The 24,340-nt window shown below is 54.7% G+C and carries 26 protein-coding genes and 1 riboswitch; of the genes, 8 read left to right on the forward strand and 18 right to left on the reverse strand.

Annotated elements, in window-relative coordinates; all coding sequences use genetic code 11:
- Nucleotides 1-4: 4 nt before the first annotated feature.
- Entirely contained in the window at nucleotides 5-1,366 is a 1,362-nt protein-coding gene (locus tag WMW72_RS31465; protein ID WP_341419558.1) for a TrkH family potassium uptake protein, read from the reverse strand.
- A gap of 69 nt (nucleotides 1,367-1,435) precedes the next feature.
- Nucleotides 1,436-1,586: riboswitch (cyclic di-AMP (ydaO/yuaA leader) on the reverse strand.
- Between the two features lie 274 nt (nucleotides 1,587-1,860).
- Here WMW72_RS31465 and WMW72_RS31470 point away from each other — a divergent pair.
- The gene (locus tag WMW72_RS31470; protein WP_341419559.1) at nucleotides 1,861-3,489 is read left to right on the forward strand and encodes a CPBP family intramembrane glutamic endopeptidase; all 1,629 of its coding nucleotides are present in this window, start codon (nucleotides 1,861-1,863) and stop codon (nucleotides 3,487-3,489) included.
- 51 nt (nucleotides 3,490-3,540) lie between these two features.
- On the opposite strand, the gene uvrC is transcribed toward WMW72_RS31470, so the two are convergent.
- Both uvrC and trxA read right to left on the reverse strand, forming a co-directional pair.
- A complete protein-coding gene (gene uvrC / locus WMW72_RS31475) occupies nucleotides 3,541-5,664 on the reverse strand; it encodes an excinuclease ABC subunit UvrC (RefSeq protein ID WP_341419560.1) in 2,124 nt (707 codons plus the stop codon).
- Between the two features lie 95 nt (nucleotides 5,665-5,759).
- Nucleotides 5,760-6,077: a thioredoxin gene (trxA, locus tag WMW72_RS31480; RefSeq protein ID WP_341419561.1), complete on the reverse strand. Its 318-nt coding sequence runs from the start codon at nucleotides 6,075-6,077 to the stop codon at nucleotides 5,760-5,762.
- Nucleotides 6,078-6,308: 231 nt separating this feature from the next.
- Here trxA and WMW72_RS31485 point away from each other — a divergent pair, with 231 nt between their 5' ends.
- Complete coding sequence (locus WMW72_RS31485; protein WP_341419562.1) at nucleotides 6,309-6,458, forward strand: YqzM family protein; 150 nt, start codon at nucleotides 6,309-6,311, stop codon at nucleotides 6,456-6,458.
- A gap of 166 nt (nucleotides 6,459-6,624) precedes the next feature.
- Here the strand turns inward: WMW72_RS31485 and dnaI are convergent, their stop codons facing one another.
- From dnaI to WMW72_RS31500, 3 genes are all read right to left on the reverse strand, one after another.
- Nucleotides 6,625-7,590 (reverse strand): primosomal protein DnaI, encoded by a 966-nt coding sequence (dnaI, locus tag WMW72_RS31490; RefSeq protein WP_341419609.1) that lies wholly within the window; start codon nucleotides 7,588-7,590, stop codon nucleotides 6,625-6,627.
- Nucleotides 7,591-7,703: 113 nt separating this feature from the next.
- Nucleotides 7,704-9,203, reverse strand: coding sequence for a replication initiation and membrane attachment family protein (locus WMW72_RS31495; RefSeq protein ID WP_341419563.1), 1,500 nt, complete (start codon nucleotides 9,201-9,203; stop codon nucleotides 7,704-7,706).
- A gap of 165 nt (nucleotides 9,204-9,368) precedes the next feature.
- Nucleotides 9,369-9,653, reverse strand: a complete 285-nt coding sequence (locus tag WMW72_RS31500) for a YuiB family protein (protein WP_341419564.1) — start codon at nucleotides 9,651-9,653, stop codon at nucleotides 9,369-9,371.
- A gap of 213 nt (nucleotides 9,654-9,866) precedes the next feature.
- Here WMW72_RS31500 and hemQ point away from each other — a divergent pair, with 213 nt between their 5' ends.
- Nucleotides 9,867-10,613: a hydrogen peroxide-dependent heme synthase gene (gene hemQ / locus WMW72_RS31505; RefSeq protein WP_341419565.1), complete on the forward strand. Its 747-nt coding sequence runs from the start codon at nucleotides 9,867-9,869 to the stop codon at nucleotides 10,611-10,613.
- Between the two features lie 166 nt (nucleotides 10,614-10,779).
- On the opposite strand, the gene WMW72_RS31510 is transcribed toward hemQ, so the two are convergent.
- Together WMW72_RS31510 and WMW72_RS31515 are read right to left on the reverse strand one after the other, a co-directional pair.
- On the reverse strand, nucleotides 10,780-11,055 hold the full coding sequence (locus WMW72_RS31510) for a hypothetical protein (RefSeq protein ID WP_341419566.1): 276 nt from the start codon (nucleotides 11,053-11,055) through the stop codon (nucleotides 10,780-10,782).
- Nucleotides 11,056-11,058: 3 nt separating this feature from the next.
- The gene (locus WMW72_RS31515; protein WP_341419567.1) at nucleotides 11,059-12,249 is read right to left on the reverse strand and encodes an NAD(P)/FAD-dependent oxidoreductase; all 1,191 of its coding nucleotides are present in this window, start codon (nucleotides 12,247-12,249) and stop codon (nucleotides 11,059-11,061) included.
- Nucleotides 12,250-12,673: 424 nt separating this feature from the next.
- Between WMW72_RS31515 and WMW72_RS31520 the strand changes: the two genes are divergently transcribed.
- Nucleotides 12,674-13,663: an NAD(P)/FAD-dependent oxidoreductase gene (locus WMW72_RS31520; protein ID WP_341419568.1), complete on the forward strand. Its 990-nt coding sequence runs from the start codon at nucleotides 12,674-12,676 to the stop codon at nucleotides 13,661-13,663.
- Between the two features lie 103 nt (nucleotides 13,664-13,766).
- Here WMW72_RS31520 and sda read toward each other — a convergent pair whose 3' ends face one another.
- The 3 genes from sda to WMW72_RS31535 form a co-directional block, all read right to left on the reverse strand.
- On the reverse strand, nucleotides 13,767-13,922 hold the full coding sequence (gene sda / locus WMW72_RS31525; RefSeq protein ID WP_341419569.1) for a sporulation histidine kinase inhibitor Sda: 156 nt from the start codon (nucleotides 13,920-13,922) through the stop codon (nucleotides 13,767-13,769).
- Between the two features lie 310 nt (nucleotides 13,923-14,232).
- A complete protein-coding gene (locus WMW72_RS31530; protein WP_341419570.1) occupies nucleotides 14,233-14,901 on the reverse strand; it encodes an NAD-dependent epimerase/dehydratase family protein in 669 nt (222 codons plus the stop codon).
- Between the two features lie 50 nt (nucleotides 14,902-14,951).
- The gene (locus tag WMW72_RS31535) at nucleotides 14,952-15,524 is read right to left on the reverse strand and encodes a TetR/AcrR family transcriptional regulator (RefSeq protein WP_341419571.1); all 573 of its coding nucleotides are present in this window, start codon (nucleotides 15,522-15,524) and stop codon (nucleotides 14,952-14,954) included.
- A gap of 237 nt (nucleotides 15,525-15,761) precedes the next feature.
- Here WMW72_RS31535 and WMW72_RS31540 point away from each other — a divergent pair, with 237 nt between their 5' ends.
- Entirely contained in the window at nucleotides 15,762-16,088 is a 327-nt protein-coding gene (locus tag WMW72_RS31540; protein WP_341419572.1) for an SPW repeat domain-containing protein, read from the forward strand.
- Nucleotides 16,089-16,343: 255 nt separating this feature from the next.
- Here WMW72_RS31540 and WMW72_RS31545 read toward each other — a convergent pair whose 3' ends face one another.
- Complete coding sequence (locus WMW72_RS31545) at nucleotides 16,344-16,706, reverse strand: HesB/IscA family protein (RefSeq protein ID WP_341419573.1); 363 nt, start codon at nucleotides 16,704-16,706, stop codon at nucleotides 16,344-16,346.
- Nucleotides 16,707-16,739: 33 nt separating this feature from the next.
- Nucleotides 16,740-16,979, reverse strand: coding sequence for a Spo0E family sporulation regulatory protein-aspartic acid phosphatase (locus WMW72_RS31550; protein ID WP_341419574.1), 240 nt, complete (start codon nucleotides 16,977-16,979; stop codon nucleotides 16,740-16,742).
- Nucleotides 16,980-17,300: 321 nt separating this feature from the next.
- Between WMW72_RS31550 and mqnE the strand changes: the two genes are divergently transcribed.
- Both mqnE and WMW72_RS31560 read left to right on the forward strand, forming a co-directional pair.
- Complete coding sequence (gene mqnE, locus WMW72_RS31555) at nucleotides 17,301-18,407, forward strand: aminofutalosine synthase MqnE (RefSeq protein ID WP_341419575.1); 1,107 nt, start codon at nucleotides 17,301-17,303, stop codon at nucleotides 18,405-18,407.
- A 31-nt stretch (nucleotides 18,408-18,438) separates the two neighbouring features.
- Nucleotides 18,439-19,503 carry an NAD(P)/FAD-dependent oxidoreductase gene (locus tag WMW72_RS31560; protein ID WP_341419576.1) on the forward strand — a complete coding sequence of 355 codons (1,065 nt, stop codon included), beginning with the start codon at nucleotides 18,439-18,441 and terminating at the stop codon, nucleotides 19,501-19,503.
- Here the strand turns inward: WMW72_RS31560 and WMW72_RS31565 are convergent.
- Nucleotides 19,500-19,760, reverse strand: a complete 261-nt coding sequence (locus tag WMW72_RS31565) for a YuzB family protein (RefSeq protein WP_341419577.1) — start codon at nucleotides 19,758-19,760, stop codon at nucleotides 19,500-19,502. The two genes, WMW72_RS31560 and WMW72_RS31565, sit on opposite strands and share 4 nt — an antisense overlap.
- 78 nt (nucleotides 19,761-19,838) lie before the next feature.
- On the opposite strand from WMW72_RS31565, the gene WMW72_RS31570 reads away from it, so the two are divergent.
- Nucleotides 19,839-20,087, forward strand: a complete 249-nt coding sequence (locus tag WMW72_RS31570; protein WP_341419578.1) for a NifU family protein — start codon at nucleotides 19,839-19,841, stop codon at nucleotides 20,085-20,087.
- 77 nt (nucleotides 20,088-20,164) lie between these two features.
- On the opposite strand, the gene WMW72_RS31575 is transcribed toward WMW72_RS31570, so the two are convergent.
- The 4 genes from WMW72_RS31575 to WMW72_RS31590 all read right to left on the reverse strand — a co-directional run bounded on the left by WMW72_RS31575 (nucleotide 20,165) and on the right by WMW72_RS31590 (nucleotide 24,284).
- Nucleotides 20,165-20,983: an SDR family oxidoreductase gene (locus WMW72_RS31575; protein WP_341419579.1), complete on the reverse strand. Its 819-nt coding sequence runs from the start codon at nucleotides 20,981-20,983 to the stop codon at nucleotides 20,165-20,167.
- 57 nt (nucleotides 20,984-21,040) lie between these two features.
- Entirely contained in the window at nucleotides 21,041-21,808 is a 768-nt protein-coding gene (locus WMW72_RS31580; RefSeq protein WP_341419580.1) for a Cthe_2314 family HEPN domain-containing protein, read from the reverse strand.
- A gap of 204 nt (nucleotides 21,809-22,012) precedes the next feature.
- The gene (locus WMW72_RS31585; RefSeq protein WP_341419581.1) at nucleotides 22,013-22,450 is read right to left on the reverse strand and encodes a universal stress protein; all 438 of its coding nucleotides are present in this window, start codon (nucleotides 22,448-22,450) and stop codon (nucleotides 22,013-22,015) included.
- 64 nt (nucleotides 22,451-22,514) lie between these two features.
- Entirely contained in the window at nucleotides 22,515-24,284 is a 1,770-nt protein-coding gene (locus tag WMW72_RS31590; protein ID WP_341419582.1) for a UbiD family decarboxylase, read from the reverse strand.
- Nucleotides 24,285-24,340: the final 56 nt, after the last annotated feature.

Genomic DNA, 24,340 nt, shown 5'->3' on the forward strand with positions numbered 1-24,340 from the left:
TCCCCTATCCGATGGTGATTTTCCCTTCCGGGTATCTGTACAGCTCTTTCTCCGCTTTGGGTCCCAGCGCATAAGCCAGCGTCAGCGGTCCAAGACGGCCGGCAAACATCGTCAAGGCGATCATGACTTTGCCGAAGGTCGACAGATCGGGCGTCAGTCCCATGCTGAGGCCGACCGTGCCGAATGCGGACGTTACCTCGAACAAAATCATTAGAAAGCTGTGATCCTCAGTCGTGGACAGCAGCATCGTGACGATCATGACCAGGAACAAGGCCAGCATCGTCAGCGTGATCGCCTTCAGGATACGGTCCTTGCCCAGTCTGCTGCGGAACAGCACGATATCCTCCTTGCCCCGGATCATCGCGATCATGGCCCCGACCAGCACCGTGAAGGTCGTCGTCTTCACTCCTCCGCCTGTCGAGCCTGGAGAAGCCCCGATAAACATCAGGATGATGATGAACAGCTGACTCGCCTGCCGCAGTCCCGCCATGTCCACACTATTGGCGCCTGCCGTTCTCGGCGACACGGACTGGAAGAACGAAGCCAGTACCTTGCCGTCCCAGCCGAGCGGGCCCAGCGTTCTCGTATTCGAATATTCGAAGGCGAAGATGACGATAGCTCCTAGCACAATCAGCAATCCGCTGGCCGACAGCACGACCTTGGAATGCAGGGACAGCCGCCGCTTCTGCTTGAATTCCAGCAGATCCGACAGGACGACGAAGCCGAGGCCTCCGAGCACGATGAGCGCCATCGATACGACATTGACCAGCGCATCATCCGCATAGGAGGTAAGACCGGTGAAGGGCCCGCTCACCGCACCGAATAAATCAAAGCCAGCGTTGTTGAAAAATGAAATGGCATGAAAGAACCCGTAGCCGATCCCTCTCGCCACCCCGAGATCGAAGGACCACCGGATGGCGAACAGAATGGCTCCCGCGAGCTCGATGGTGAGCGAGTAAACCAGCACCTTGCGGATCAGCCGGACAATGCCTTCCATGCTGCCCTGGTTCATAGCCTCCTGCAGAATCAGCCTTTCCTTCAAGGAAATCCGTTTTTTCAGTACAAAAGCGAACAAGGTAGACATCGTCATGAAGCCAAGTCCTCCGACCTGAATCATGATGATGATGACGATTTTGCCGAATAAAGACCAATGAAGTCCGGTGTCTACGACGACAAGTCCTGTCACGCAAGCTGCCGAGGTCGCGGTGAACAACGCATCGAGGACAGGCGTCGGGAGGCCATCCGCGGATGAAAAGGGCAGCGTCAACAGAATCGTGCCGAGCAGAATAATCGCGGCGAAGCCAAGCACCAGAATCTGCGGCGGCGTCAGCTCGAATTTCTTATGCTTCTGTGCGGTTGATATCATCTCATGGGGCACCTCATCGCCGTATATGAACAACAAAAAAAGCACGGGAAACCCAGTGCTTTGCGTACAAGGTTCCTGCATTCAAGCCTACGAGGTTAGCTGACGGATTCGGGTATACAGGCACCCTATCCATGCATGCGGCCGGACGGCCGGGCACGGAATTCACCCCTATGTTTCATGGTTCCCCCGTTTTCAATACGAAATTCGGCTTTTTTATTCAATTCATATGAATTATAGACGGGTTTGAGTGGAAGCACAAAGCTGTTTTTGACGGTTTTGGGTGGATAAAGCGATCCCCGGGGCAATTGTAAGCGATCACATGGGGGCAACCCTTGCGCTGGCTTGTTTTTTCCGACTCTTACGCATGTTATCATGATATTATCCAAAAGCATGGATGGACGTCCTTGCGAATACAATACAAGTGCCAGTCCAAAAGCATGCTCTCAGCACCGAGCCCTCTTGCCCAATAGATTCCAACCGATAAGGAGTGCGCTATGCCCACATTCAAGCAACGCCCCCCCTTGCTGCTCGCCGTTATCGGCTTGCTGCTGTATTTCGGCCTCTCGTACGCGGTTCCGCTGTTCGACAAGCCCTCCTCCCCAGAGCAGGAGAAGCGTTCAACCCCGGCGATCAGCAAGCAGGAAGCGGCCCAGACGGCTGTCGCCTTCATCGACCGGCGCTTCGGCCTCTCCGGGAAGCAGACGGCGGACACGCTGTTCCAATCGTATACGTCCCGCAGCGGCTATATTCAGCAGGCCAAGCTGGAGGATGAATATGAGAAGAAGTTCGCTGCCCGATTCCCTATCGATTACTATGAAGTGGAAATTCGCGACGGAACCTCGACCTACTACGTCGGCGTCAACTTTACGACCCGCAGCGTCCTAAGCTTTAGCGCCTACAAGGCCCCTACAGCCAAGACGGATGCGCTGCCCACACTGGAGAGCACCCCCGGCTCAGCGGCGGAGCAAGCGATCCGGGATATGGGCTTTGATCCCGCAGGCTACACGCTGCACAGCGGAGTCAGCCCGGAGGGAGCGGCCGAGCAGGTGTATGTCAGCAGGACGGAGCAGATCGGCGAAGCCAAGCTGGAGCTGAGGCTGCTGACGGTAGGCGGACAGGTGACGGCATTCCGACCGGCATTCCCGCCGCCCGACAGCTTCGTGCGCTGGCAGGAGGTCCAGGACGGCCGCTCCGGGCTTATGACAAGGATCAGCATGATCGCCTCGCTGGCGATGACGCTGGCCTCCCTGGTGATCGTGGTGCGCTACCGGCGGCAGATCAGCTTCGTGCGCGGCACACTGCTTACACTTGTCTTTCTAGCGCTGTATCTGCTCAACAACTACAATATGCTGCCGGCGTTTCGCACGAGCCATGGCAGCGGGCCATCCGAGGCGGGTGCCATCCTCTATCTGTGGATCATCAATACCTACGTTGTGCTAATGGCGTTATCCACGTATTTCGCCCTGCTTGCCGGAGGTAAGCTCACGCAGGACCGCGGCGTCCGCCCTTGGGCCGTGTGGCGGGACGTGGACTTTGGAGAGCAGGCCAAGCGGTCCATGAAGGACGGCTACATCCTGGGCCTGTTCATTCTAGGCATCCAGCAGGTGCTGTTCCTCGGTGCCTCCGCGCTGTTCGATGTCTGGTCCGTGAACGACCCCAGCGACTCCGTCTACAATATGACGCATCCGGAAATTTTCCCGCTGCTCGCGTGGTCGGCAGCCATCTCCGAGGAAGCGGTCTTCCGCCTGCTGGGCGTGTCCCTGATGCTGCGGCTGACCCGCAGCCCGTTCGTCTCCGTGCTCATCCCAAGCATCGTATGGGCGATGAGCCATACGCAGTACCCGATCTACCCGGTCTATACCCGTCTGATCGAGGTGACCGTCATCGGCATTCTGTTCGGCTATGCCTTCCTGCGCTACGGCTTCCTGACGGCCGTCTTCGCCCATGCGTCCATGGACAGCATCCTGATGGGCCTGTCACTCATCTATGACGGGGACGCCAAACAAGCCGCCGCAGGACTGGTCTACTTCTTCGTCCCTGCGGCGGCCGGCTGGCTGCTCTATGCGATTCACGGACGGATCAGACGCCGTCCTCCGTCCTTGCCTTCCGCGCGCTACCCTTGATTCTCGTCCGCTATGGAACAACTGAGATGTGGTGTCTGACTGGAGCTTCGGTTATTCCGCCAGCCCGGTATTCTCCAACTCGCCAGACACTTTGTCGCTCTCTTCCCCGGAAGCCGCATCCGGGTCTGTATCTGCTGGACCGTTCAGCGAAGCAAGAATATGGAGAGCGAGCTTCTCCCCTATGCCCAGAGGCTTGAAGTCTGCGACTTCGGCCTCTTTGATTTTCTTCAGCGAGCCAAAATGCTTGAGCATGGCCTTGCGGCGCTTCTCGCCGATCCCGGTGATCGAGTCGAGCGTCGAGACGATCATCGACTTGGCCCGCGTCTCGCGGTGGAACGTGATAGCGAAGCGGTGAACCTCGTCTTGGATGCGCTGCAGCAGGTAAAACTCCTGGCTGTCGCGCGGCAGAGGCACGACCTCCGCCGGGTCCCCCATCAGCAGCTGCGCCGTCTTATGCTTGGCATCCTTCACCAGCCCGCATACAGGCAGATGCAGGCCCAGCTCATTCTCCAGCACGTCGACGGCTGCCGCCAGATGTCCCCGCCCTCCGTCGATGACGATCAGATCGGGCATCCGCAGTCCTTCCTTCAATACGCGCTCATACCGCCGCCGTACGACCTCCCGCATCGTTTCGTAGTCGTCCGGCCCTTGTACAGTCTTAATCTTGTACTTGCGGTATTCCTTGCGGTCGGGCTTGCCGTCAGTGAAGACGACCATGGCGGAAACCGGGTCCGAGCCCTGAATATTCGAGTTATCGAAAGCCTCGATCCGGTGGATCGTTCCCGTTCCCAGGTATTGCCCCAGATTCTCGACGGCCTTCACGGTCCGCTCGGCATCCCGCTCGATCAGCTTGAACTTCTCCTCCAGCGCCACACGGGCGTTGTCACAGGCCATGCCGACCATATTCTTCTTCAGCCCGCGGCGCGGCATATGAACCCGAACCTTCAGCCAGCTCTCCAGCGCTTCCTTGACGTCCGATTTCACCTCGGATAGACCTCCGTCATCCGATGCTTTGGATTCAGTGGAGCCTTCATCCGCTTGCGGTTCCCCTTCATCGTCAGGCAGTGGCTCCCCGGCTTCCGCCGCAGCCACCGCTTCACGGAAAGCCAGCCGGTCCGCCTGACTTTCAACCTCCAAGCCGGATTCCTTCTGTATGCCTGCAGCATCTGCGGGGCCGACGGCAATCTCCGCTTCCTCTGCACTGAGCGGCAGGAAAATCTCCTTCGGCAGCGCCGGATTGTCGCTGTAGTACTGGGTCACGAAGGAGATAAAGTCGTCGTAAGCCTGCCCATAGTAAGGGAACATCGTCGCATGTCGCTCGATCAGCTTGCCTTGGCGCATATACAGAATCTGCACGCACATCCAGCCCTTGTCCACGGCGAAGCCAAACACGTCGCGGTCCATCTTATCCGTCGTCGTGATCTTCTGCTTCTCCATCACCGCATTGATATGCATGATCTGGTCGCGCATCTCCTTGGCCCGCTCGAAGTTCAGCTCCTCGGCCGCCTCCTGCATCTTCCGCTGGAGGTCTTCCTTGATGTCATCATGCCCGCCGTTCAGAAACCGTGCAATTTCGCCGACCATCTTGTCGTACGTCTCCTGCTCGATTTCATACTCACAGGGCGCGATGCATTGTCCCAGATGATAGTAGAGACATACCTTATCCGGCAGCGTGTTGCATTTGCGCAGCGGATACAGCCGGTCCAGCAGCTTCTTGGTCTCTTGGGCCGCATACGCGTTCGGATACGGTCCGAAGTATTTCCCCTTATCCTTGAGCACCCGGCGCGTGACCTCTAGCTTCGGATGAGCTTCATTCGTAATTTTAATATAAGGAAAGGACTTGTCGTCCTTCAGCAGCACATTGTACCGCGGCACATATTTCTTGATCAGGTTGCACTCCAGAATGAGTGCTTCCATATTGCTGGCGGTCACAATATATTCAAAGTCGACGATATCGTTGACGAGAAATTGCGTCTTGGTCGTATGGCTCCCCGTGAAATACGTGCGCAACCGGTTGCGCAGGATTTTGGCCTTGCCTACGTAAATAATCGTACCTTCCCGGTTCTTCATCAGATAACAGCCCGGCAGCTCCGGGACGAGCGATAGCTTGGTCTTGATCGCTTCCCGTATTTTCTTCCGTTCCTCCGGGTTCCAGTCCCCCTGCGAGACGGTCATACTCCTTCTCCCCTCTCTTACACAAAGCAAAAAAGCTCTTTTCCAGCATAGCAGAAAAAGAGCTTTTTCTCATCCATTTACCTATCGGCAGCCAATTATTGGTGGCGGCTGATGACGTTTTTCAGAGCGTCCTTGGATTGGAAACCAACAACCTTGTCAACCGGCTGGCCGTCTTTGAAGACGATCAGCGTCGGGATGCTCATCACGCCAAAGCGGGAAGCGGACTCTGGATTGTCATCGACGTTAACTTTGGCGATTTTGACATTGTCGCCGATTTCTTTGTCGAGCTCCTCCAGAACCGGAGCGATCATTTTGCAAGGGCCGCACCAAGGAGCCCAGAAATCTACAAGAACTGTACCGGAACCTTCCACTTCGCCGGTAAAAGACTGATCATTTACATTCACGATAGCCATTAGGAAAAACTCCTCTCGAGCGGGATAATATCAACATGTAAAGTATACCACAAAGCACCGAGTTTTCAACCGAGGCAAAGTTTGCACAATTGTCACTTCCGATCCTTTACAACAATCTGCGAAGTTGGGTATACTAGCCCTATATGCTTACGTTATGATGCCTGACGTGTGCGGTTGAACGGTCTGCAGGACCTGCGCATCCGCCGCACGAAGCGATAAGGAGGAACTCAAATGAGCAACGATCCGAGACACCCGGAACTGCATGTGTACGAGGAACAACGGAATGACTTGATCGACGTAGGGTTAGGCTTCGGCGTATTTTTCGGCGTCCTGTTCGTGATCGCCATCGTCGCAACGGTCATCTCGCTTCTCGTGAAGTAGGACCCCGGATGAACCATGAAAAAAAGACCGCTCGTTCTACACGGGCGGTCTTTTTTTCTGTACATCTTAGTGCTTATATGAACTTAATGCTTACTGGGATGCTCGTCCCGATTCCTTGCCTTCCCGGTCACATCATGCTTCCCCAAGCAGCAGTCCTGCCTCAGAGCTATACCTGCTTCCCACGGCCCCGTTTATTGTATCCGACCACGTCGACGACGTCGACGAAAGGGCGGATCCGGTCCATGATCCGACGTCCCTTGAACTCCTCGTCGCCATCCTTGCTCGTGAAGCTGAAATGCTGCTCGAGCGCATCCAGATCATGATTGGACGTGAAAAAGGTCGGCTTCCGGTTCATCCGGTAGTTAAGAATCGCGCCCATTACATGATCGCGCAGCCACGGATTCAAATTCTCCGCTCCGATATCGTCGAAGACCAGCAGATCGGTTTCCTTCAAAGCGTCGATTGTTTCCTTCAGCTTGAGCGGGTCCTGGAACATGGATTTCAAATCCTCGGCAAAGTCCGGCATATACACAATCGCACCTGTATACCCGTCCTTGGCCAGCTCATAGAGCAGGTAGCACATCAGGAACGTTTTTCCTGTGCCCAAATGGCCGCTTAGATACAGGCCTTCCTTAGGCAAGCCGTCCTGGCGCGCCTTGAGCACAAAATCCATCACCTGCAGCACGGCAGGTTCCCGCTCCTGGTCCTTATCCATAATCTCCAACGAGGAATAGCCCTGGGACAACGCCCGCTCATCCACGTAAAAGCTGCGGATCCGGCTGCGGATCGCATCCTGTGTCGACTGGGCGATGAATTTCTTGCAGGCGACCTTGTGGTCGTATACGCGTGTCCAGTCCTCTCCCGGCTCGATCCTCAGCATGGTGTAATGACCCTCCATGTCGTTCGGACAGCGGTCCAGTCCCGGACAATTCGTACAGTTGGCATGCTCCCGCACATGTTGATGCAGCTTGTTCAAATTCAGCTTGATCGTCTGCCGGTCCAGCTCGGGATGCTTCTGCCTGAGCTTCACGATCAGCGGGTCGGCCGCTATCTCGCGGGCCTTCTCCTCCGCCTGCTGCAGCAGCTTCTGCCCGGGAATCCCCCCTCGCAGCAAATCTCCTAGCGATTCCATTGCCATGATTGCAGCACCTCCTTGTGAAGCACATAGCTATATCACATTGCTTTTATCCGCAAGTGCTCAGCCCCTAAGGGTCCTGGCCTATACGATCTGATGTATAATGCGCCTTATAGCTGCCCGTCCAGCAGCCGCGCCTTGCGCCTCATTTCCTCACGCTCCGCTTCGGACAGCACCCGGGACGGCTTGGCGCCATCCTGGACCACCGGGATCTGGGGCTTCTGCCGCGTCCCGCTGCGCGGGCCTCTGCCAGATGCGGACGAAGTCCCGGCAAAGCCCGGCTTAGCTGCCCGTGCTTTCTTCTCGCTATATTCCATCTGCTCACGCACATAATGAACGGCCTGCTCGAACGAAGCGACCTGTTTGCCCAGCATGTCGGTAACGATCGCTTCCATATACTTCTTAGACCAGGAACGCTTCGTAATATAAATAAAATGGATGAGGACATTAATGACTTCTTCACGCAGCCCATAATTCAGCTCGACCCGGGACAGCGTATCCAGCAACCCGTCAGGCACCGTTCCGCGCGAGAAAATCTTCTCCAGCAGGAACGTATACGGTTCATTGCGCAGGATGTAATTGTACTGATGCTGATTGCATTCTCCCTGGAATAAGTCGGGCACTTCCAGATAGTAGGACATCTCCACAGGCTTGTCCTTGCTCTCCTCCGCTTGCTCGGTCCGTTCATCGGCCCGGGCGGCTTCGTTCCGGCCCGGCAGCTTGGCCATCAGCCTCACGCGGTCTTCACTGCGCTTCTTGTCCTGGCGGAACACCTGGTTGGCGCGGTGCTGGAGCAGCTCAAGCACGAGTTGGCCTCCCTCTTCAAAAACCCCGTCCTCATCCAGCAGCTTGCACACATCCGTCAGGTATAAGCCATACTTCTTGGCCACGTAGTTGATCGTCGCCAGTTGCTCAGGCTCATACTTCAGACTCTCTACATATTCGCGGTTCAACGAGTCATGCGGGAACCGCATAATAATCTCCGCGTACGAGAATCCCTTATTGGCAACCTCCGGCTTCCGCTCGTCGATCGCCGTGGCTGCCGATTCGAAGAACGCCTGCTCCAGCTCGGGGTCGACCTCTGCGCTAAGCCGGAACAGATCATAGAAAGGCACCGATAAATTCTCCGTATTGGCCCGCTTGAGCTCCTCTGCTTCGGGCACGACCAGCTCGTCGCGCAGCGCGAACACGGCATACTTGCCGATTTTATCGCGGAGCAGCAGCGTGAGATGATGGTTCTTGAAAAACTCTCCGGGCGTTAGCGGCTCGAACAGTTCATATTCGTAGACGTAATCCTCCGACGCTGCAGCGAACCTGCGCGACGTACGCAGCAAGCCGACCGCCTCAAGCTTCGACGTCTGATCGATGAGCCACTTGCGGCCCCGCTCGCCAGCCTCTAGCTCCAGTGCCAGAAACAGCTTGCGCTGCTGCTCCATCTCCGAGCAGCCTGTCTTGTCTCCGGGCAGTTGGTGATACAGCGTGTGGTACAGGCTGATCGCGTAAGCCCCGACCATCGGCTGATACATGGCCGTCAGCATTTTATAATCGAGTCCGCTGAGGGCAAAATCCCGTACAACGACAAAGCGATGATATTCCGAAAAATGAAGCATATTGGTAATTCTCAATACATTTCCAACCCCATCCGTAAGGCCAAGTGTTAATCTTCATTTTACCACAGCAATCGACAGCGGTGTAGAAGAAAAAGAAGGCTGCGTCCTTGGCTAGCGGACGAGCCTCCTTCTCTATCCCTTATCCGGGCCTCGCATCAAGCGGTTCTAGAACATGCTGTAGCCCTTGGAGCGCAGCGACTTGATCGTCGAGCCGCTTAGCACAGCCCCGATCAGCCCTCCGACCGCCGGCACATAGTCGAAGACCGAGTATTCGGCGATATTTTCCCCCAGCGATCCCGTTCCCCAGCCCCAGTAAATGACCAGGCCGATGACGAGCGCAATATATCCGTATATAGGGAACCAGGTTGTTTTCATCAGCATGTTCAATATGAACCCAAGTCCGAAAAACAGCACGAACAGCAGCACCGTGACAATAATCAGTTGCAGCAACGCAGACAGCTCCTTTTGGCATTCTCTCTTACTATTATAAACAAATCCGCGATGGGGTAAAGTCTGCCCTTTCCGGAGCGTGTGAACACTTTGTCACCGTTTGCTCACCGGTTCGCCACACAGTTGCCCTAGCCCGATTCTTTAGCTACAATGAAACAAGTTAAGGAAAAGCTTGCCTGACTATATTCAGATAGCCAAAGGGAGAGATAAAGCATGAGTGAAGCCGTACATACGCTCGATGGCTGGTACAGCCTGCATGATTTCCGTGCGATCGACTGGAATGCCTGGAGAAGCCTGAGTGCCCAGGAACGCAACCGCGCGGAGGACGAGCTGCTGTCCCTGCTGAAGCAATATCAGTCTACCGAGGACCAGAAGCTCGGCAGCACTGCTTTCTATTCCGTCGTTGGGCAGAAGGCTGATTTCGTCTTCATGCACCTGCGCGAGACGCTGGAGGAGCTCAACGAGCTCGAGACCGCGTTCAACAAGACGCTGTTCTCGCAAGTGACGATTCCGACCTACTCGTACGTATCCGTTGTCGAGCTGGGCGGCTACATGGCCAAGCCAGGCTCTGATCCGATGCAGGACCCGGACATTCTCGCCCGCCTGAAGCCGATTCTGCCGAAAGCGAAGCATATCTGCTTCTACCCGATGAACAAGCGCCGCGGAGGCCAGGACAACTGGTACATGCTGAGCACCGATGAACGCCGCACGTTCATGCGTGGTCACGGGACGATCGGCCGGACTTATGCTGGTAAGGTGAAGCAGATCATCGGCGGTTCCATCGGCCTCGATGACTGGGAATGGGGCGTGACGTTGTTCTCGGACGATCCGCTGCAATTCAAGAAAATCGTCACCGAAATGCGCTTTGACGAGACGAGCGCCCGCTTCGGCGAGTTCGGCGACTTCTATGTCGGCAACCTGCTGGATGCTGACAAAACAGCCGCTCTGCTCAAGCTGTAAGCAAGCGCTAGGAACCGAACAGGACCTTCGACATCCCGCACCCGGGAAGTCGAAGGTCCTTTGCTTTCCGAATTTACTTCCCGTCCACAGCTCTCGTTACGGTCCCCTGAACATAAAAAACCTTGCCCTCCCGGCCAAATGACCGTTCAGACAAGGCTCTATAGGCTTAGTATTCGTCTTCCTCAGCAGCCAGCTTCGCCAGCTCCTCATCCATCGCCTTGCGCCGCAAATACTCCTCCGTATCGCGGTCGCGCTGGCGCGACTTCTCCTTGAGGCGCTCGATGGCAGGCAGAATCAAAATATCGATCTCCTTCTGCACCGGAGCCACCAGATCATAGCGCATCTGCTCTTCCAGAAAGTGCCCGACATCGATCAAGGCGTTGTACCGGTCCAGCTCCTCCCGGGTCAACAGCCCCCGAACCTGAACGCTGCAGTGGCGCACAGTCTAGAAGCGGCCTTTCTTGAGAACCAGCGGAATGCCACCGATCGTGTACAAATAGCGGACGTCGATGATCTTCTTCATCACCGAAGCCACGCCGCCCTTGATCTTCTTCGAGCCGACGATGCCGATCGCTTCCCCGCGGCCGAGCGATGCCACAGTGCCCTTCGGCTTGTATTCGAATTTCTTCAGATCGGAGTTGCGGATCTGAGCCACCAGATTATGCGCACAGACATCAGCCTGCTGCATCGAAATCTGAGCGGTCGGCGGGTAAGGACGACCCTCTGGATTCATGACGATGGAACAGTCACCCAGCACGTAGATGTTCTCATGTCCTGGGATACGCAGCGTATCGTCAACCTTGATGCGTCCACGCATCGTCTCGAAGCCTGCTTCATCCAGCATATGGTTGCCGCGGATGCCACCGGTCCAGATCACAGTAGAGGACTTGATCTCCTCGCCCGTTGCGAGGACGACGCCGTCCGTCGTGCATTCCTTAATCGCTGTCGCAATCTTGAACGTCACGCCCTTGTTCTTCAGCACGTTCATCGCGTATTCCACCAGCTCGGGGTCGAAGCCAGGCAGCGCCGTCGGTGCTGCCTCGATGTTATAGATCTGCACCACAGAAGGGTCAACGTCGAACTCCTTACAGAGCTCGGGAATGCGGTCGGCCAGCTCGCCGACGAATTCGATGCCCGTGAAGCCTGCTCCGCCAACGACGAACGTCAGATAGTCGGTACGCGCCGGCTCCCGCTTGAACTTGGCGAACTGGTATTCGATATGCTCACGGATAAACCGCACGCTGTTGATCGAGCGGATGTTCATCGCATGCTCTTTCAGACCCGGAATGCCAAAGGTTTCCGGCTCTCCCCCCAGCCCGATGACGAGATAGTCGTAGGAAAGCGTACCTTCCTCAAGAATAACCTTCTTCTCCTGCGGACGAATCTGGACGACGGTCGACTTCACAAAATCGATCTTGAATTCATCGATCAGCTTAAGAATGTTGACGCGCGCATTCTCCGGATTGTCTGTGCCGGCAGCTGGCATATGAAGATGGGTGGTAATATAGTGATAATCGTGTTTATTTACCAGCGTAACGTCCGCTTCGTTATAGTTCAGTTCCTTCTGCAGCCGGATCGCTGTTACAATACCGCCATAACCAGCACCCAAAATCACAATTCTTGGTATTCGACTCATGCTCGATCCCTTCCATCCTAGGTAGTTTTTCTATTATGCATTGTAGGTTGTTCCAAAATTCTTTGTGAAAAATTACACAATCTATATCGAAACCGAGTTTTATCCGATTTGATCAAGCTTTTGTTTATTGTGGGCATTTTTTAGGCAGAATATGATAAAACCAGGGACCCAAACCCCATTAATGCACAGAAGTAACCAATTCTTATGAAATGATATAATGTTACGTCTGAAATAGCAAGTGTTATTTTGTTTACAAAATGACGTAATATTTCAATTATATTTCAATGAACGAGGGGCTATTTGAAAAAATTATGAACGCCATTAATTATTTTAATTGATAATTGTTCTCTTTCGTATTTTCATGAAAGGGGCGGGCGTTTATAATAGAGTGGATTCATAACCGTACCGGAGGTGCTTTCATTTCATGAGTAACGAAATTGTAGACATTATTGTCATCGGCGGAGGGCCTGCCGGGATGTTCGCTTCTTTTTACGGCGGGATGCGTCAGGCTTCCGTTAAGCTGATCGAAAGCATGCCGCAGCTCGGTGGACAGCTCGCAGCACTCTATCCTGAAAAATACATCTACGATGTAGCCGGATTCCCTAAGGTAACCGCTCAGGAGCTCGTTAATAATCTGGATGCACAGATGAAGCATTTCGAAGGCATCGACATCCGCCTGGAAGAGAAAGTGCTGAAGGTTGAGAAGAAGGACGAGCGTTTGTTCGAGGTTACGACGGACAAAGGTGTTCATCAATCCAAAGCCGTCATCATCACAGGAGGCGTAGGAGCCTTCGAGCCTAGAAGACTTGAGCTGCCCGAAGCTGCCCAGTACGAGAAGAAAAACCTGTACTACTTCGTCAGCGATCTGCATAAGTTCAAGGGCCAGAAGGTGCTGATCAGCGGCGGCGGCGACTCCGCGGTTGACTGGGCGCTGATGCTGGAGCCGATCGCCGAAGAAGTGACCCTGATCCACCGCCGCGATAAATTCCGCGCGCATGAGCACAGTGTAGAAAACCTGAAGAACTCCAAGGTTAAAGTGCTGACTCCGAAAGAAATCGTCTCCCTGCATGGCAACGACAGCATCTCTTCCGTTGTACTGAATGATATCAAGTCCGGCGAGCAAACGGTTGTCGATGTCGATGCCGTGATCGTAAACTTTGGTTTTGTATCCTCCCTCGGTCCGATCGGCGAATGGGGACTTAACATCGAGAGTGGCTCTATCGTCGTCGACTCCCGCATGGAAACCAATATCCCCGGAATTTTCGCAGCTGGCGATATTACCACCTACCCCGGCAAGCTTAAGCTGATTGCCGTTGGCTTCGGCGAAGCCCCAACCGCTATCAACAACGCCAAGGTCTACATCGACCCTACGGCGAAGCTGTCCCCAGGCCACAGCTCGAACATGAAGCTGTAATCCCTGTCTGAACATGTAGGCAACGATCGGCCCTTTGCCCACCAGCCGGCAAAGGGCTGTTCGATTTGCGCCAACGAACCTTACGGGCAAAAAAAAGCGCCGGTCAGCAGACCTGCGCATCGCCTTCTCTGTAGAAATTCAAGTCAAGTTGACGACGATTGATCTCTTCCAATAACAATTCGACAAATTCTTCTTCAAGCATCAGGTCAAGGGCTTTAAAGTATGAATCTACCAAAATCTCATTACTGATCAATTTCATAGTCATCACCTTACTTATTCTTTAAAGTAAAGTTATATTACCATGGGCAAAAACTTAGAACAAGCGTTCCGTTATCCACATCCGGTTGTGCACAACCTGTGTGTAGGATGTTGATAACTGTAGAATAATGGATGTTATTGCGGACGGATATGTGGACAAAGTTATACACACCCGTGAATGGTAAGAACGGTAATAAAAAACTTTAATCATTTTTTATAATTCCCATTGTCTTCCTTTTCAGTGAAACGCTGCTTGCTGCGAGAACGATACAGCTTATGTCCTCCGAAGACCGATGCTAGTCCTTCCACAGTTATACCCGGTCCTGCTGATGAGCCAGCCGGAGAATGTCCGGAACCTGGAGGATAGGCTTCTCGTACCCGGTTCGAGCCACCTGAAGCATGGCATTTCCGAGCTCCTTCATGGTGAGCAGTTGATTGGGGAACAACGGCTTTAGCAGCGGATACAGCCAGGTTATGGTCCAAGCGTAGCTATACGTATTTTTCAGGCCCTTGGTCGGATGGATGTAGCTGGGACGGAACATATAGGCAGCCCGGAACGGCAGCTGCAAGAGGTGATTTTCCGTCCTTCCTTTCACCCGGGCCCACATGCTTCGTCCCTGCTCCGTGCTGTCGGTGCCGCTCCCTGTAATATAGCAAAAAACCATGCCCGGGTTCGACCGCGAGAGCAATTCGGCCATATGCATCGTCATATCGTAAGTAATCCTCGTGTAATCCGCTTCGCTCTTGCCTACTGATGATATGCCAAGACAATAGAAGCAAGCATCATAGCCCTTCAGCCGTTCGGCTATAGAGGATAGGTCGAAGAAATTATCGTGAACAAGCTCAGTTAGCTTAGGGTGAGACATCCCGGATATTCTGCGGCTGATGACAAGCACCTCTTCAACCTCTGGATCCAGGAGACATTCATGCAGAACCCCCTCTCCAACCATGCCTGTAGCTCCAGTTAGGATAACCTTCATCGTAGATCCCTCACTTTCGTCTTTTTTCTGATAACGATCCGACCTAAAGTCTACGGCCGGCTAATAGCTCCCCACAGCGCCTCCCAGCCCATCGATTTGAGTTGACATAGCTGGTCCGGCTCCCGGAAGGCCATCTCTAAAACCATGTCTGCGAGAGCCTGAATGATTCCTGCCAGAAAGGAAACCGGCTGTTCACGAAGAACGCCCGTCTTAAAGCCTTCTGCCACCATCGTCTGAAAATCAGTAAACATCGTTTCGCCAGCACGCTGACTATCCTCGGTAATTCTTTCGGAGACGCTAAGCTGCCGCAGGGCTCTCCACTTATTCGGATGGCTCGCTCCCCACTCGACAAATTGACTCCAGAGCCGCTGAAACTGTTCTTGAACACTGGCATCAACCGAATAATCAGCCGAGAGGATGAGCGTCAGATCGGACTTCAAGTCCAGATAAAGCTGGTTCAGCAGATCGTCCTTCGTCGGGAAATAGACAAATAACGTCCCTTCGGCGACCCCGGCATTCTTTGCGATTTTGCTCGTAGATGCGGCAATGCCAACAGATGCAATCTCGTTGGCTGCAGCCGCAAGCAATGCCTTTCGTTTCTCTTCACTAAGAGGACGGGCCATGAGTTCATCCCCTATCATTTAATTGAGTGATTACATACTCATTATAACAATCAGAATCAACATTTGTCAAAAACGGCCCGTCATTTTCAATCATCGATTTTCTCTGAATCTTTTAACTACTTGCCTTCTCCGCTGCTTCGCCGGAACTTTTTTGTAACCGTTTGCATATGCTGATAACAAGGGGCCACTCCCTGATGCTGCCCCTACTTTCCATGATAGAAAGGATGGTGAGATCGGATGGCCCTCTATAATGGACTTGCCGCTTGTTTGGGTTTTGTATTTGCAGCCGCTCCCTGGTGGGCTTCATTTACCGACAATCAGCCTGCTCTTTGGACCAGCATCATCTTCGGTCTGCTGCAGGTGCTTGCCTCGCTCTCCGCACGCAGCCATAAGGGCTGGTCTTCCTGGCCTCATTGGATTTCGCTGCTATGCGGTGTATCGTTTCTTATCTTCCCGTTCCTCTTCCACTTCCCATGGGGACTTGCTGTACTATACGCGGTGCTCGGTTACTCGACCGTACTGCTCAATTATGCGGCTATGAATAAGCCAGCTCCTCCTCGCTAGCATTTAGAGGACATGATCCGCCGCCAGCACAGGATACCCCGCAACTTATCCCCTATTGTGTGGATATTGTGCATAACAAGTCGGATAAGGCCAAGACTTCAGGTTTGTGCCTGTGTATAATTATCGCGCAATTCCGAATTATCCACAAATGTGCCGGGCACGCACAAAAAAGCCTTCCCTGCTTCAGTGCGCAATACCACACTTTCGCTGGGAAGGCAGCATGTCAAAATAGCTATTAACGCCAGATATGAAAACTTAATCCTCGCAAGGCTGCGCGAGTACCGCGTCTTCTTCCTTCGTACGGAACGATTGTCCGCAGCCGCAGGAAGCTACGGCATTCGGGTTCTGGATGGTGAAGCCGCCGCCGATGCCGGTATCCTGGAAGTCGATCTCGACACCGTACAGATACTTGGCGCTATCTCCATCCACGACAACCTTCAGCCCGTGGATTTCCATCGTTGTATCGTCTTCCTTCTCCGTATCGTCGAAACCCATACCATACGAAAAACCGCTGCATCCGCCCGATTTGACGCCGATGCGCAGGAACAAATTCGAAGCTTCCTCCGCCTGCAGCATTTCTTTGATTTTATCGCTAGCCGTTTCGCTGATCGTGATCATAGAAACTCAGCCTCCCTTACATAAAAGTTATTTCTATATAAAAGTATACTCCTTTGAGGCCGACACCTCAAGGGACTTTGCACAATCGAATTGCCTCATCAGCTTGTCTGTATGATAAAAGCGGAGAAGTAATACATCGAGCTGCTCACTGCACCGTTGAACCTCCGGATGCATAAGCCCAAGCTCTACGCCCAAGCGAACCATACGCTGGCGGTTATGTTCAATTTCCAGCGTCAACGTGTTATGCAGATCAGCCAAATCCTCAGTCAACACCTACACCGTCCATTCATCCAACAAGTACCGTCACCTTGCCAACAAAAAAGAAGTATACTAGATTTTGGCGGCAATGAAAACAGAGAATCTAAATTTTTGTAAGCTTGTCCATAAAGATTTATGGGATATTCATTAATTTCACCCAATTACTTCCTACTCCATAGGGCCTTGCTTTTCTTTTGTTCCACGCATGTATTGCTCCGCTCAGATATGAGGTTTATAATAAAGTGTGCTTTTATTCAGATTTGTATGTACCGATTGACGAATGCGCCCATGAGCCTGCTGCCCATGGGCGCCTATCCAGTTTACGGAGGTGGATCGATGAGCACCGCAATTAACAATGAACAGCTGCGCATGGCGGCAATCGCCGAAAAGGTGGAGCATGGCGAGCGCCTCTCTCTCGAGGATGGCGTATTTCTGTACGAATCCGACGATTTGTTGACCATTGGTCAGCTGGCCAATAAGGTGAACCTGCGCAAGAACGGCAAGAAGGTTTACTTCGTCGACAACATGAGCCTGTACTTTACGAATGTATGCGAAGAGCATTGCGCCTTCTGCCATTTCCGCCGCGATGAGGGCGAAGAAGGAGCTTACACGCTGACCCCGGAGCAAATGTTCGACTATATCGACAAGCATTACCATCCGGGCATGCGGGAATTTCATATTACCGGTGGGCATAACGCCAACGTCCCTTTCCAATACTATGTGGACTGCATCCGCGGTTTGAAGCAGCGCTATCCCGATGTGACCATCAAGGCGCATACGGCTGCTGAGATCGAATTTTTCTCCAGAATCAGCGGCCTGGGATACAAGGAAGTGCTTCAGGCTCTGATCGATGCGGGACTCGGCACGATGCCTGGCGGAGGCGCAGAGATTCTATCTGAGCGCTACCGCAAGAAAATGCGCCTCGTGGATAAAGCCTCCACGGATGAATGGCTCGATGTGCACCGGACTGCACACCAGCTCGGGATGAAGACGCACGCGACCATGCTGTTCGGGTCGATCGAGACCTTCGAGGAGCGTGTCCGCCATCTGATGTATCTCCGCGAGCTGCAAGACGAGACCGGCGGGTTTATGGTGTTTATCCCTAATGCGGTCCAGCCTGCCAGTGTAGATGCAGGTCTCAAGCGCCGGGTGTCCGCTTACGACAACCTGAGAACGATCGCTATCAGCCGGCTGATGCTGGACAACATCCAGCACGTGAAAGCCTACTTCATCAACCTGGGCACGCAGCTCACACAGATCGCCTTCGCCTTCGGAGCCTCAGATGCTCATGGAACCATTATTCAAGAACGCATCAGCCACGCAGCGGGCGCTACGTCTCCCGAAGGGCTGACTCGAGACGAGCTTGTCCATCTGATCAAGGGAGCCGGACGTATTCCGGTAGAACGAGATACCTTCTACAACGAAATCAAGGTGTACGAATAAATTTGCATGCGAGAAAGGGTTTGCCGTTCTTATGAAAAAACTTGTCATTCTTGGCGGTGGGTATGGCGGACTGACCGTCGCCCAAAAATTGCTCGATGCGGAGCTCCCGGCTGATACGGTGATGATTATGGTGGACCGTATGCCTTATCAGGGGCTGAAAACCGAATACTACGCGCTAGCGGCCGGCACCGTATCCGATAAGGACATCCGTGTGCATTTCCCCGTTGATCCCCGGCTTATCCTGAAATATGGCGAAGTGAAAAGCGTCGATCCGGAGGCAAGGCTCATTTATTTTGAGAATGACGAGCCGCTGTCCTACGACTGGCTTGTCATCGCGCTGGGATGCGTAGACAAGTACCACGGCATCGAAGGGGCTCAGGAGTTTTCCCAAAGCATTCAGTCCTTGTCAGCGACTCGCAGGACGTACCAGGCGACCAACGATGCGCGGCCTTACGGCCAGATCTCGATCGTCGGCGGCGGTCTTAGCGGTGTCGAGATGGCCGCTGAGCTAAGGGAAAGCCGGCCGGATCTCAATATCCGCATCATCGACCGCGGAGCCAGTGTGCTATCCCCATTCCCGGAGAAAGTGCGCAAGTTTGTCCGCGAGTGGATGCTGGAGCATGATATCGAGCAGCGGACCCATGTGTCGCTGTGCAAAGTGGAGCCCGGCATGCTGCATAACGGGAGCGAGATTATTTATTCGGATGTCACGATCTGGACAGCCGGGATTCAGCCGAGTCCCATCGTACAGCAATTGAACCTGCCCAAGGATGCGCAAGGACGGCTCACCATTAATGCTTACCATCAATTGCCTGACTACACCAATATTTATATCGTTGGCGACTGTGCGTCGCTCCCTTTCTCGCCGAGCGGTCAAGCCGCCGAGGCCCAAGGGGAGCAGGTCGCCGAAGTGTTAAAGGCCTTGTGGAAAAACGAAACTCCCCGGCTTGGCAAAATCAAGCTCAAGGGAGTTCTCGGTTCGCTTGGCAAAAAATCCGGCTTCGGCATGATGGGCAAGCGAACCGTCATGACGGGTATGATGCCGCGGGCGCTCAAGAGCGGCGTGCTCTGGATGTCCAAGCGGCATTTCGGCTAGTCGGCATCGCTCAAGAGGTCGAACATGTCTTCGATCTCTTTTATTTTCGCATAAACGGCCTGCTCCAAAGCTTCTGCGGATTCAGCTGCGACGATCTCTCCGTTAACCAGGGCGAAGGCCGCCAGGTAACACTCGCCGCAGTTTCCCAGACAGCCGTATTCCAGCACGTCATAGTCGGGGTTGGCCTCCAGGGCCTGCATCAGCTTATCCGTACCGTGATGCATGTTGCTGGCACAAAATTCTATAATAGGTCTCACGGACGTTATGCTCCTTTACAGCCATTTTAATTTTCTGACGATTGTACTATAATAAGAAGTAGAAGGGAGATGAAGCACATGAGCGAAAGTACTCAGCAAAGCACCATGTATGATGAGGTGCTTGAAGTTCTAGATAAGCTTCGTCCATTCCTGCAGCGCGACGGCGGTGACGTTGAGCTGGTGGACGTGGAGGATGGCATCGTCAAGCTGAGATTGATGGGTGCTTGCGGCAGCTGCCCGAGCTCCACGATCACACTCAAGGCCGGTATCGAGCGCGCGCTGCTTGAAGAGGTCGAAGGCGTTCAGGAAGTTATGCAAGTATTCTAAGCTCCTTCCCTGAAGGAGAAGCGAAGGGTCGACCGGCAACGGTCGGCCCTTTTTTTGCTTTCGTGCCGATCAGAGGATCATGAAGTCGCAGCAGACCCCGCCGCAGCTCCGCTATGGACCGTCCCTCCGACCATAGCCCGGATCGGATCGAGTCCGCCCGACACGTCGATAATATTCCCCGTCAGGAAATCGGACCGCTCCTCGCACAGGAAGGCAATGACCCGCGCAATATCCTCGCCGGTACCGGGGCGCCCGCGCGGTGACTCGTCATCCTGCAGGTGCTCGACCTCGGCAATGAGCTTCTCTTTGTTAGCCCCGCGAATATCCCCCGGACAAATCATATTCACGGTAATGCCGCCGCCAGCCTCCTCGACCGCGAGTGTTTTCGTAAAGGATACAAGTCCAACCTTGGCGGCTGCATAGACTGCCCGGTGAGGCCAGCCCCTCGCCTCCGCCGCATGGCCGAAGCCAAAGTGAATGATGCGCCCCCACTGGTGCTTGCGCATGAGCGGAATAACCAGATGATCCAGATGCATCACCCCGATGAGATTGCCCTGCATCAGACCCTCGATCTCCGACGCCTCATATTCCCTGAATAACCGCCGCTCCCGGATGAACGGTCCGGCATTATTGATCAACACATCGATGTGGCCGAGCCGGTCAATAGCTTCGGCAACCAGCCTGTCGCGGTCAGCCGGCCGTGAGATATCGGCCTGTACCGCATAGCAGCGGGCACCGAGCCCCTGGATATGCTGGCATAGGGCCTCGGCCTCAGCCTCGCTGTGCATATAATTAATGACGATATCGAAGCCACGTTCAGCCAGAAGAAGCGCCGTCATTCTGCCCAGTCCCTTGGCGCTCCCGGTAATGAGCGCGGCTCTCCGTGGTTCCTTCATGCCCATTCCCCCTGCGGCTTATTCTATCTTCCAGTATAGTAGAAGCTGTGGCGCGATTCAACGGCGCCGGGCTTTCTCCCCGGACTCACCCGGTCTCGCCCGGTGGTGGGCAGCAGGCTTGGACGCGGCATGCTTGGTGCTGTAGCGGAACGCGATCACGATGATGCGCAGCGCCATCTCGCAGCCGGCTCTCAGATCGGCCAGATTGCCGTCCACCTCTTCCGCTTCGGGCCGGATCCGCTCACCGGGCTTGCTCTCCTTGGCCCGGATCAGGTCGTCCAGCAGATCGGCGTCAATCGTATGAATTTCGATATTGCGCTGATTGCGCAGGCGAGTTACCGGATCCTTGTACGTGACTTTCAAATCAAACAACATCTGCTCCAGATCCGTATACAACCCGTTCTGATGCATATTGCGGAGGACTGTAAAGTACGAAAACCGCGACTTGATTTTTTCCGTCTGCAGGGCGAAGCGTTCATTGAGAAATTGCCCTAGCTTATCCAGAATCGAGAACAGCCGGATTAGGGCGTTTTTATAGTAATACAGATGGCGGTGGTATTGCTGCCGCTCCTCGGGCGGCATCTGATCCACCAGCGTCGTATCGATTAATCGTCCGTAGCGTTCGGCTGCGTACTGGCTTTGCTCCAGCTCGTCAATTGACCTCAGGAAGCTCTCGCTCCATATCGCAAACCGTCGTTCCTGCGGCGTTTGCCTCTCCTGGGGAATCAGCGTGAGGGAACGCATATATGTCCTTATCGCCTCGTTCGCTTCCTTCAGCAGCCCTTCTTCCTTGCGGGGCGGTTCGTCGAATAAAGCTCTTAACATCGTACAGCTCTCCATTCTCGCAATAAATACCGGATTCTTCCTTGTTAGTATACCCTATGGGCAGGCGGAACACTACGGGAGCAGCCTGGAAGAAAACATGTCCGATGGTATGAAGTCCGGAGACAAGTCCGAAGATCCGTTTGTACGAACGCAAAAAACCGGAACTCCTGTCGCCAGGGTTCCGGCCAATGCGCTTGCGTCCTGTTATTTCACAACAAGGACAGGAATCCGTGCATGCTGCACGACATTATGACTGACACTGCCCAGCACGAATTCACTGAGCCCGCTGAGCCCCCGGCTGCCAATGACGATGACATCGGCACCGGATTCCTCGGCATGCTCCAGAATAACCTTGGCCGGCGAGCCCTGCTGGGTTGTAACTTCGACATTCAAGGCTCCGAACTCGCTCGCATGAGCCTTAGCCCGCTGCTCCAGCGCCACCGTATACTCGTATTCCTCCTTAGCCGCAGACGGTGAAGCCGCTACGAAGGCTTCACCGACCACCAGCGTCGGCCAGTAGAACACATGAATCACCTGCAGCTTCGCATCCGGGCTCAGCGCCGCGAGCCGCGCCCCCGCCTCCAGTGCCCGCTCCGAAATCTCCGATCCGTCATACGCTACCAAAATGTTCGTGTACAGCATGCCGATTCCTCCTCCAGATCTCATCCTTCTGAATTACCCCGTACGGCGTCAAGCTAAACAAGCCCTACACCTTCTCGGAGAAATACTCCTTCCACCGCGAATCCACCAGGTCGACAATGTCCTCCCGTGGAAACAGCTCGTCCGGATAGCCGGGCTTCATCCGTGCATCGATCACGATCGGCACCCGGTACCCGATATGGTGACGCTTCAGCTCGGCGTCGGCGTACATATCCGCCGCCGGGTTGAAGCGGGTGAAAACGGTCCACAGGAACGGCGTCTGACCCTCTGCGATAGCCGTATCGTCGACAAGCACGACGAGCGGCCAATCGGCGAGGCGCTCTCCCGCATCGCGGACAAGCCGCGGCGCGAGCTCCGGGTCTTCCGCAAAGCCTGCGCCAGCTACGACCAGACAGCCGCGGCAGTAAGGCACAGCGCTATGGATGCCGGGCAGTTCCCCGCTCTCGTAGATAGCCGGCAGCTTGCGCTTCGGCTCGCCTACGCCGAGCAGCACGGCCTTGCTGCCGTGATTCAGACGGTCGCCCGTATAGTCGAGCGTATCATGCGACGTCTTGTTGAAGATGAAGAGATCCTGCTGCGGATCGAAGCGCTCCAGCACCGTCTCCAGCAGCTCCGGGAAGTTGCTCAGATCGACCGGCTGGTTCGTGACGATCAGGAACTTCGTCAGCGTCAGCTGGCCTTCCCCGAGAATCCGGAACGCTGTCGATAGCGCCTCGCGGCTGTAGCTTTCCCGCACAACGGCGGCAGCCAGCGGATGAACGCCTGTTTCGGCATAGGCCCACAGCTCCTTGACCCCCGGCATCGCCATCGGGAAGGCCGGGGACAGCAGCCGCTGCAGGTACTCTCCCAGATAATAATCTTCCTGGCGCGGCTTGCCGACGATGGTCGCCGGATAGATGGCATCCTTGCGGTGCCATACATGGTCGACCTCGAACACCGGGAAGTCATGCACGAGCGAATAATAGCCGAAGTGGTCGCCGAACGGCCCCTCCGGACGGCGCAGATGCGGAGGCACCTTGCCGCTGATGGCGAATTCCGCTTCCGCGATCAGACGATGTCCGCCGCGAGGGTTGTTCGTCAGCGGCAGCTTCTGCCCGATCATCAGCGAGGTCAGCATCAGCTCCGGCAGATGCTCCGGCACCGGAGCGATCGCCGAAGCGATAAGTGCCGGAGGGCCGCCCAGGAATACCGTAACCGGCAGCGCTTGATTCCGAAGCTCGGCTTCGTGATAGTGGAAGCCGCCGCCTTTGTGAATCTGCCAATGCATGCCGGTCGTCTGCGCATCATACACCTGCATGCGGTACATGCCGAGGTTGTGATGCCCGTTCTGCGGATGCTCGGTGTATACGAGCGGAAGCGTCACGAACGGTCCGCCGTCTTCCTGCCAAGAGGTGATCACGGGGATGCCCGCCAGCGGAGCGTCGGTTTTGCATACCTGCAGCACGGGGGCCGCTTCGGAGCCGACATTCTTCGTCCCGATCTTAAGCAAATCGAAGAGCAGCTGGCGCTGCTCCCAGATCGCCTTGGGTGTCGGCGGCAGAAGCGTATCCATCGCGCCGATAATTTGCTTCATCAGCTGCTCCGGACGCGGCCCGAAGGCCAGGTCAACACGCCGGCTTGTCCCGAACAGATTGGTAACAACGGGAAAGGAAGCCCCCTTCACATTCGTAAAGAGCAGAGCCGGACCTTCCTCCTCAATGACGCGGCGGTGAATCTCGGCCAGCTCCAGATTAGGATCGACTGGCGCAGAGATGACCTGCAGCTCCTTCTCTAATCGCAGCGCTTCCAAGTAAGTACGTAAATTAGCGAACCTCATAGCTTCGACATGCCCCCTGTATTCAAGTTCAAAAAAATCAGTCCGTTGATGAAGAA

It is taken from the genome of Paenibacillus filicis (genome assembly GCF_038070315.1).
GTDB classification, from domain to species: Bacteria; Bacillota; Bacilli; order Paenibacillales; family NBRC-103111; genus Paenibacillus_G; species Paenibacillus_G filicis.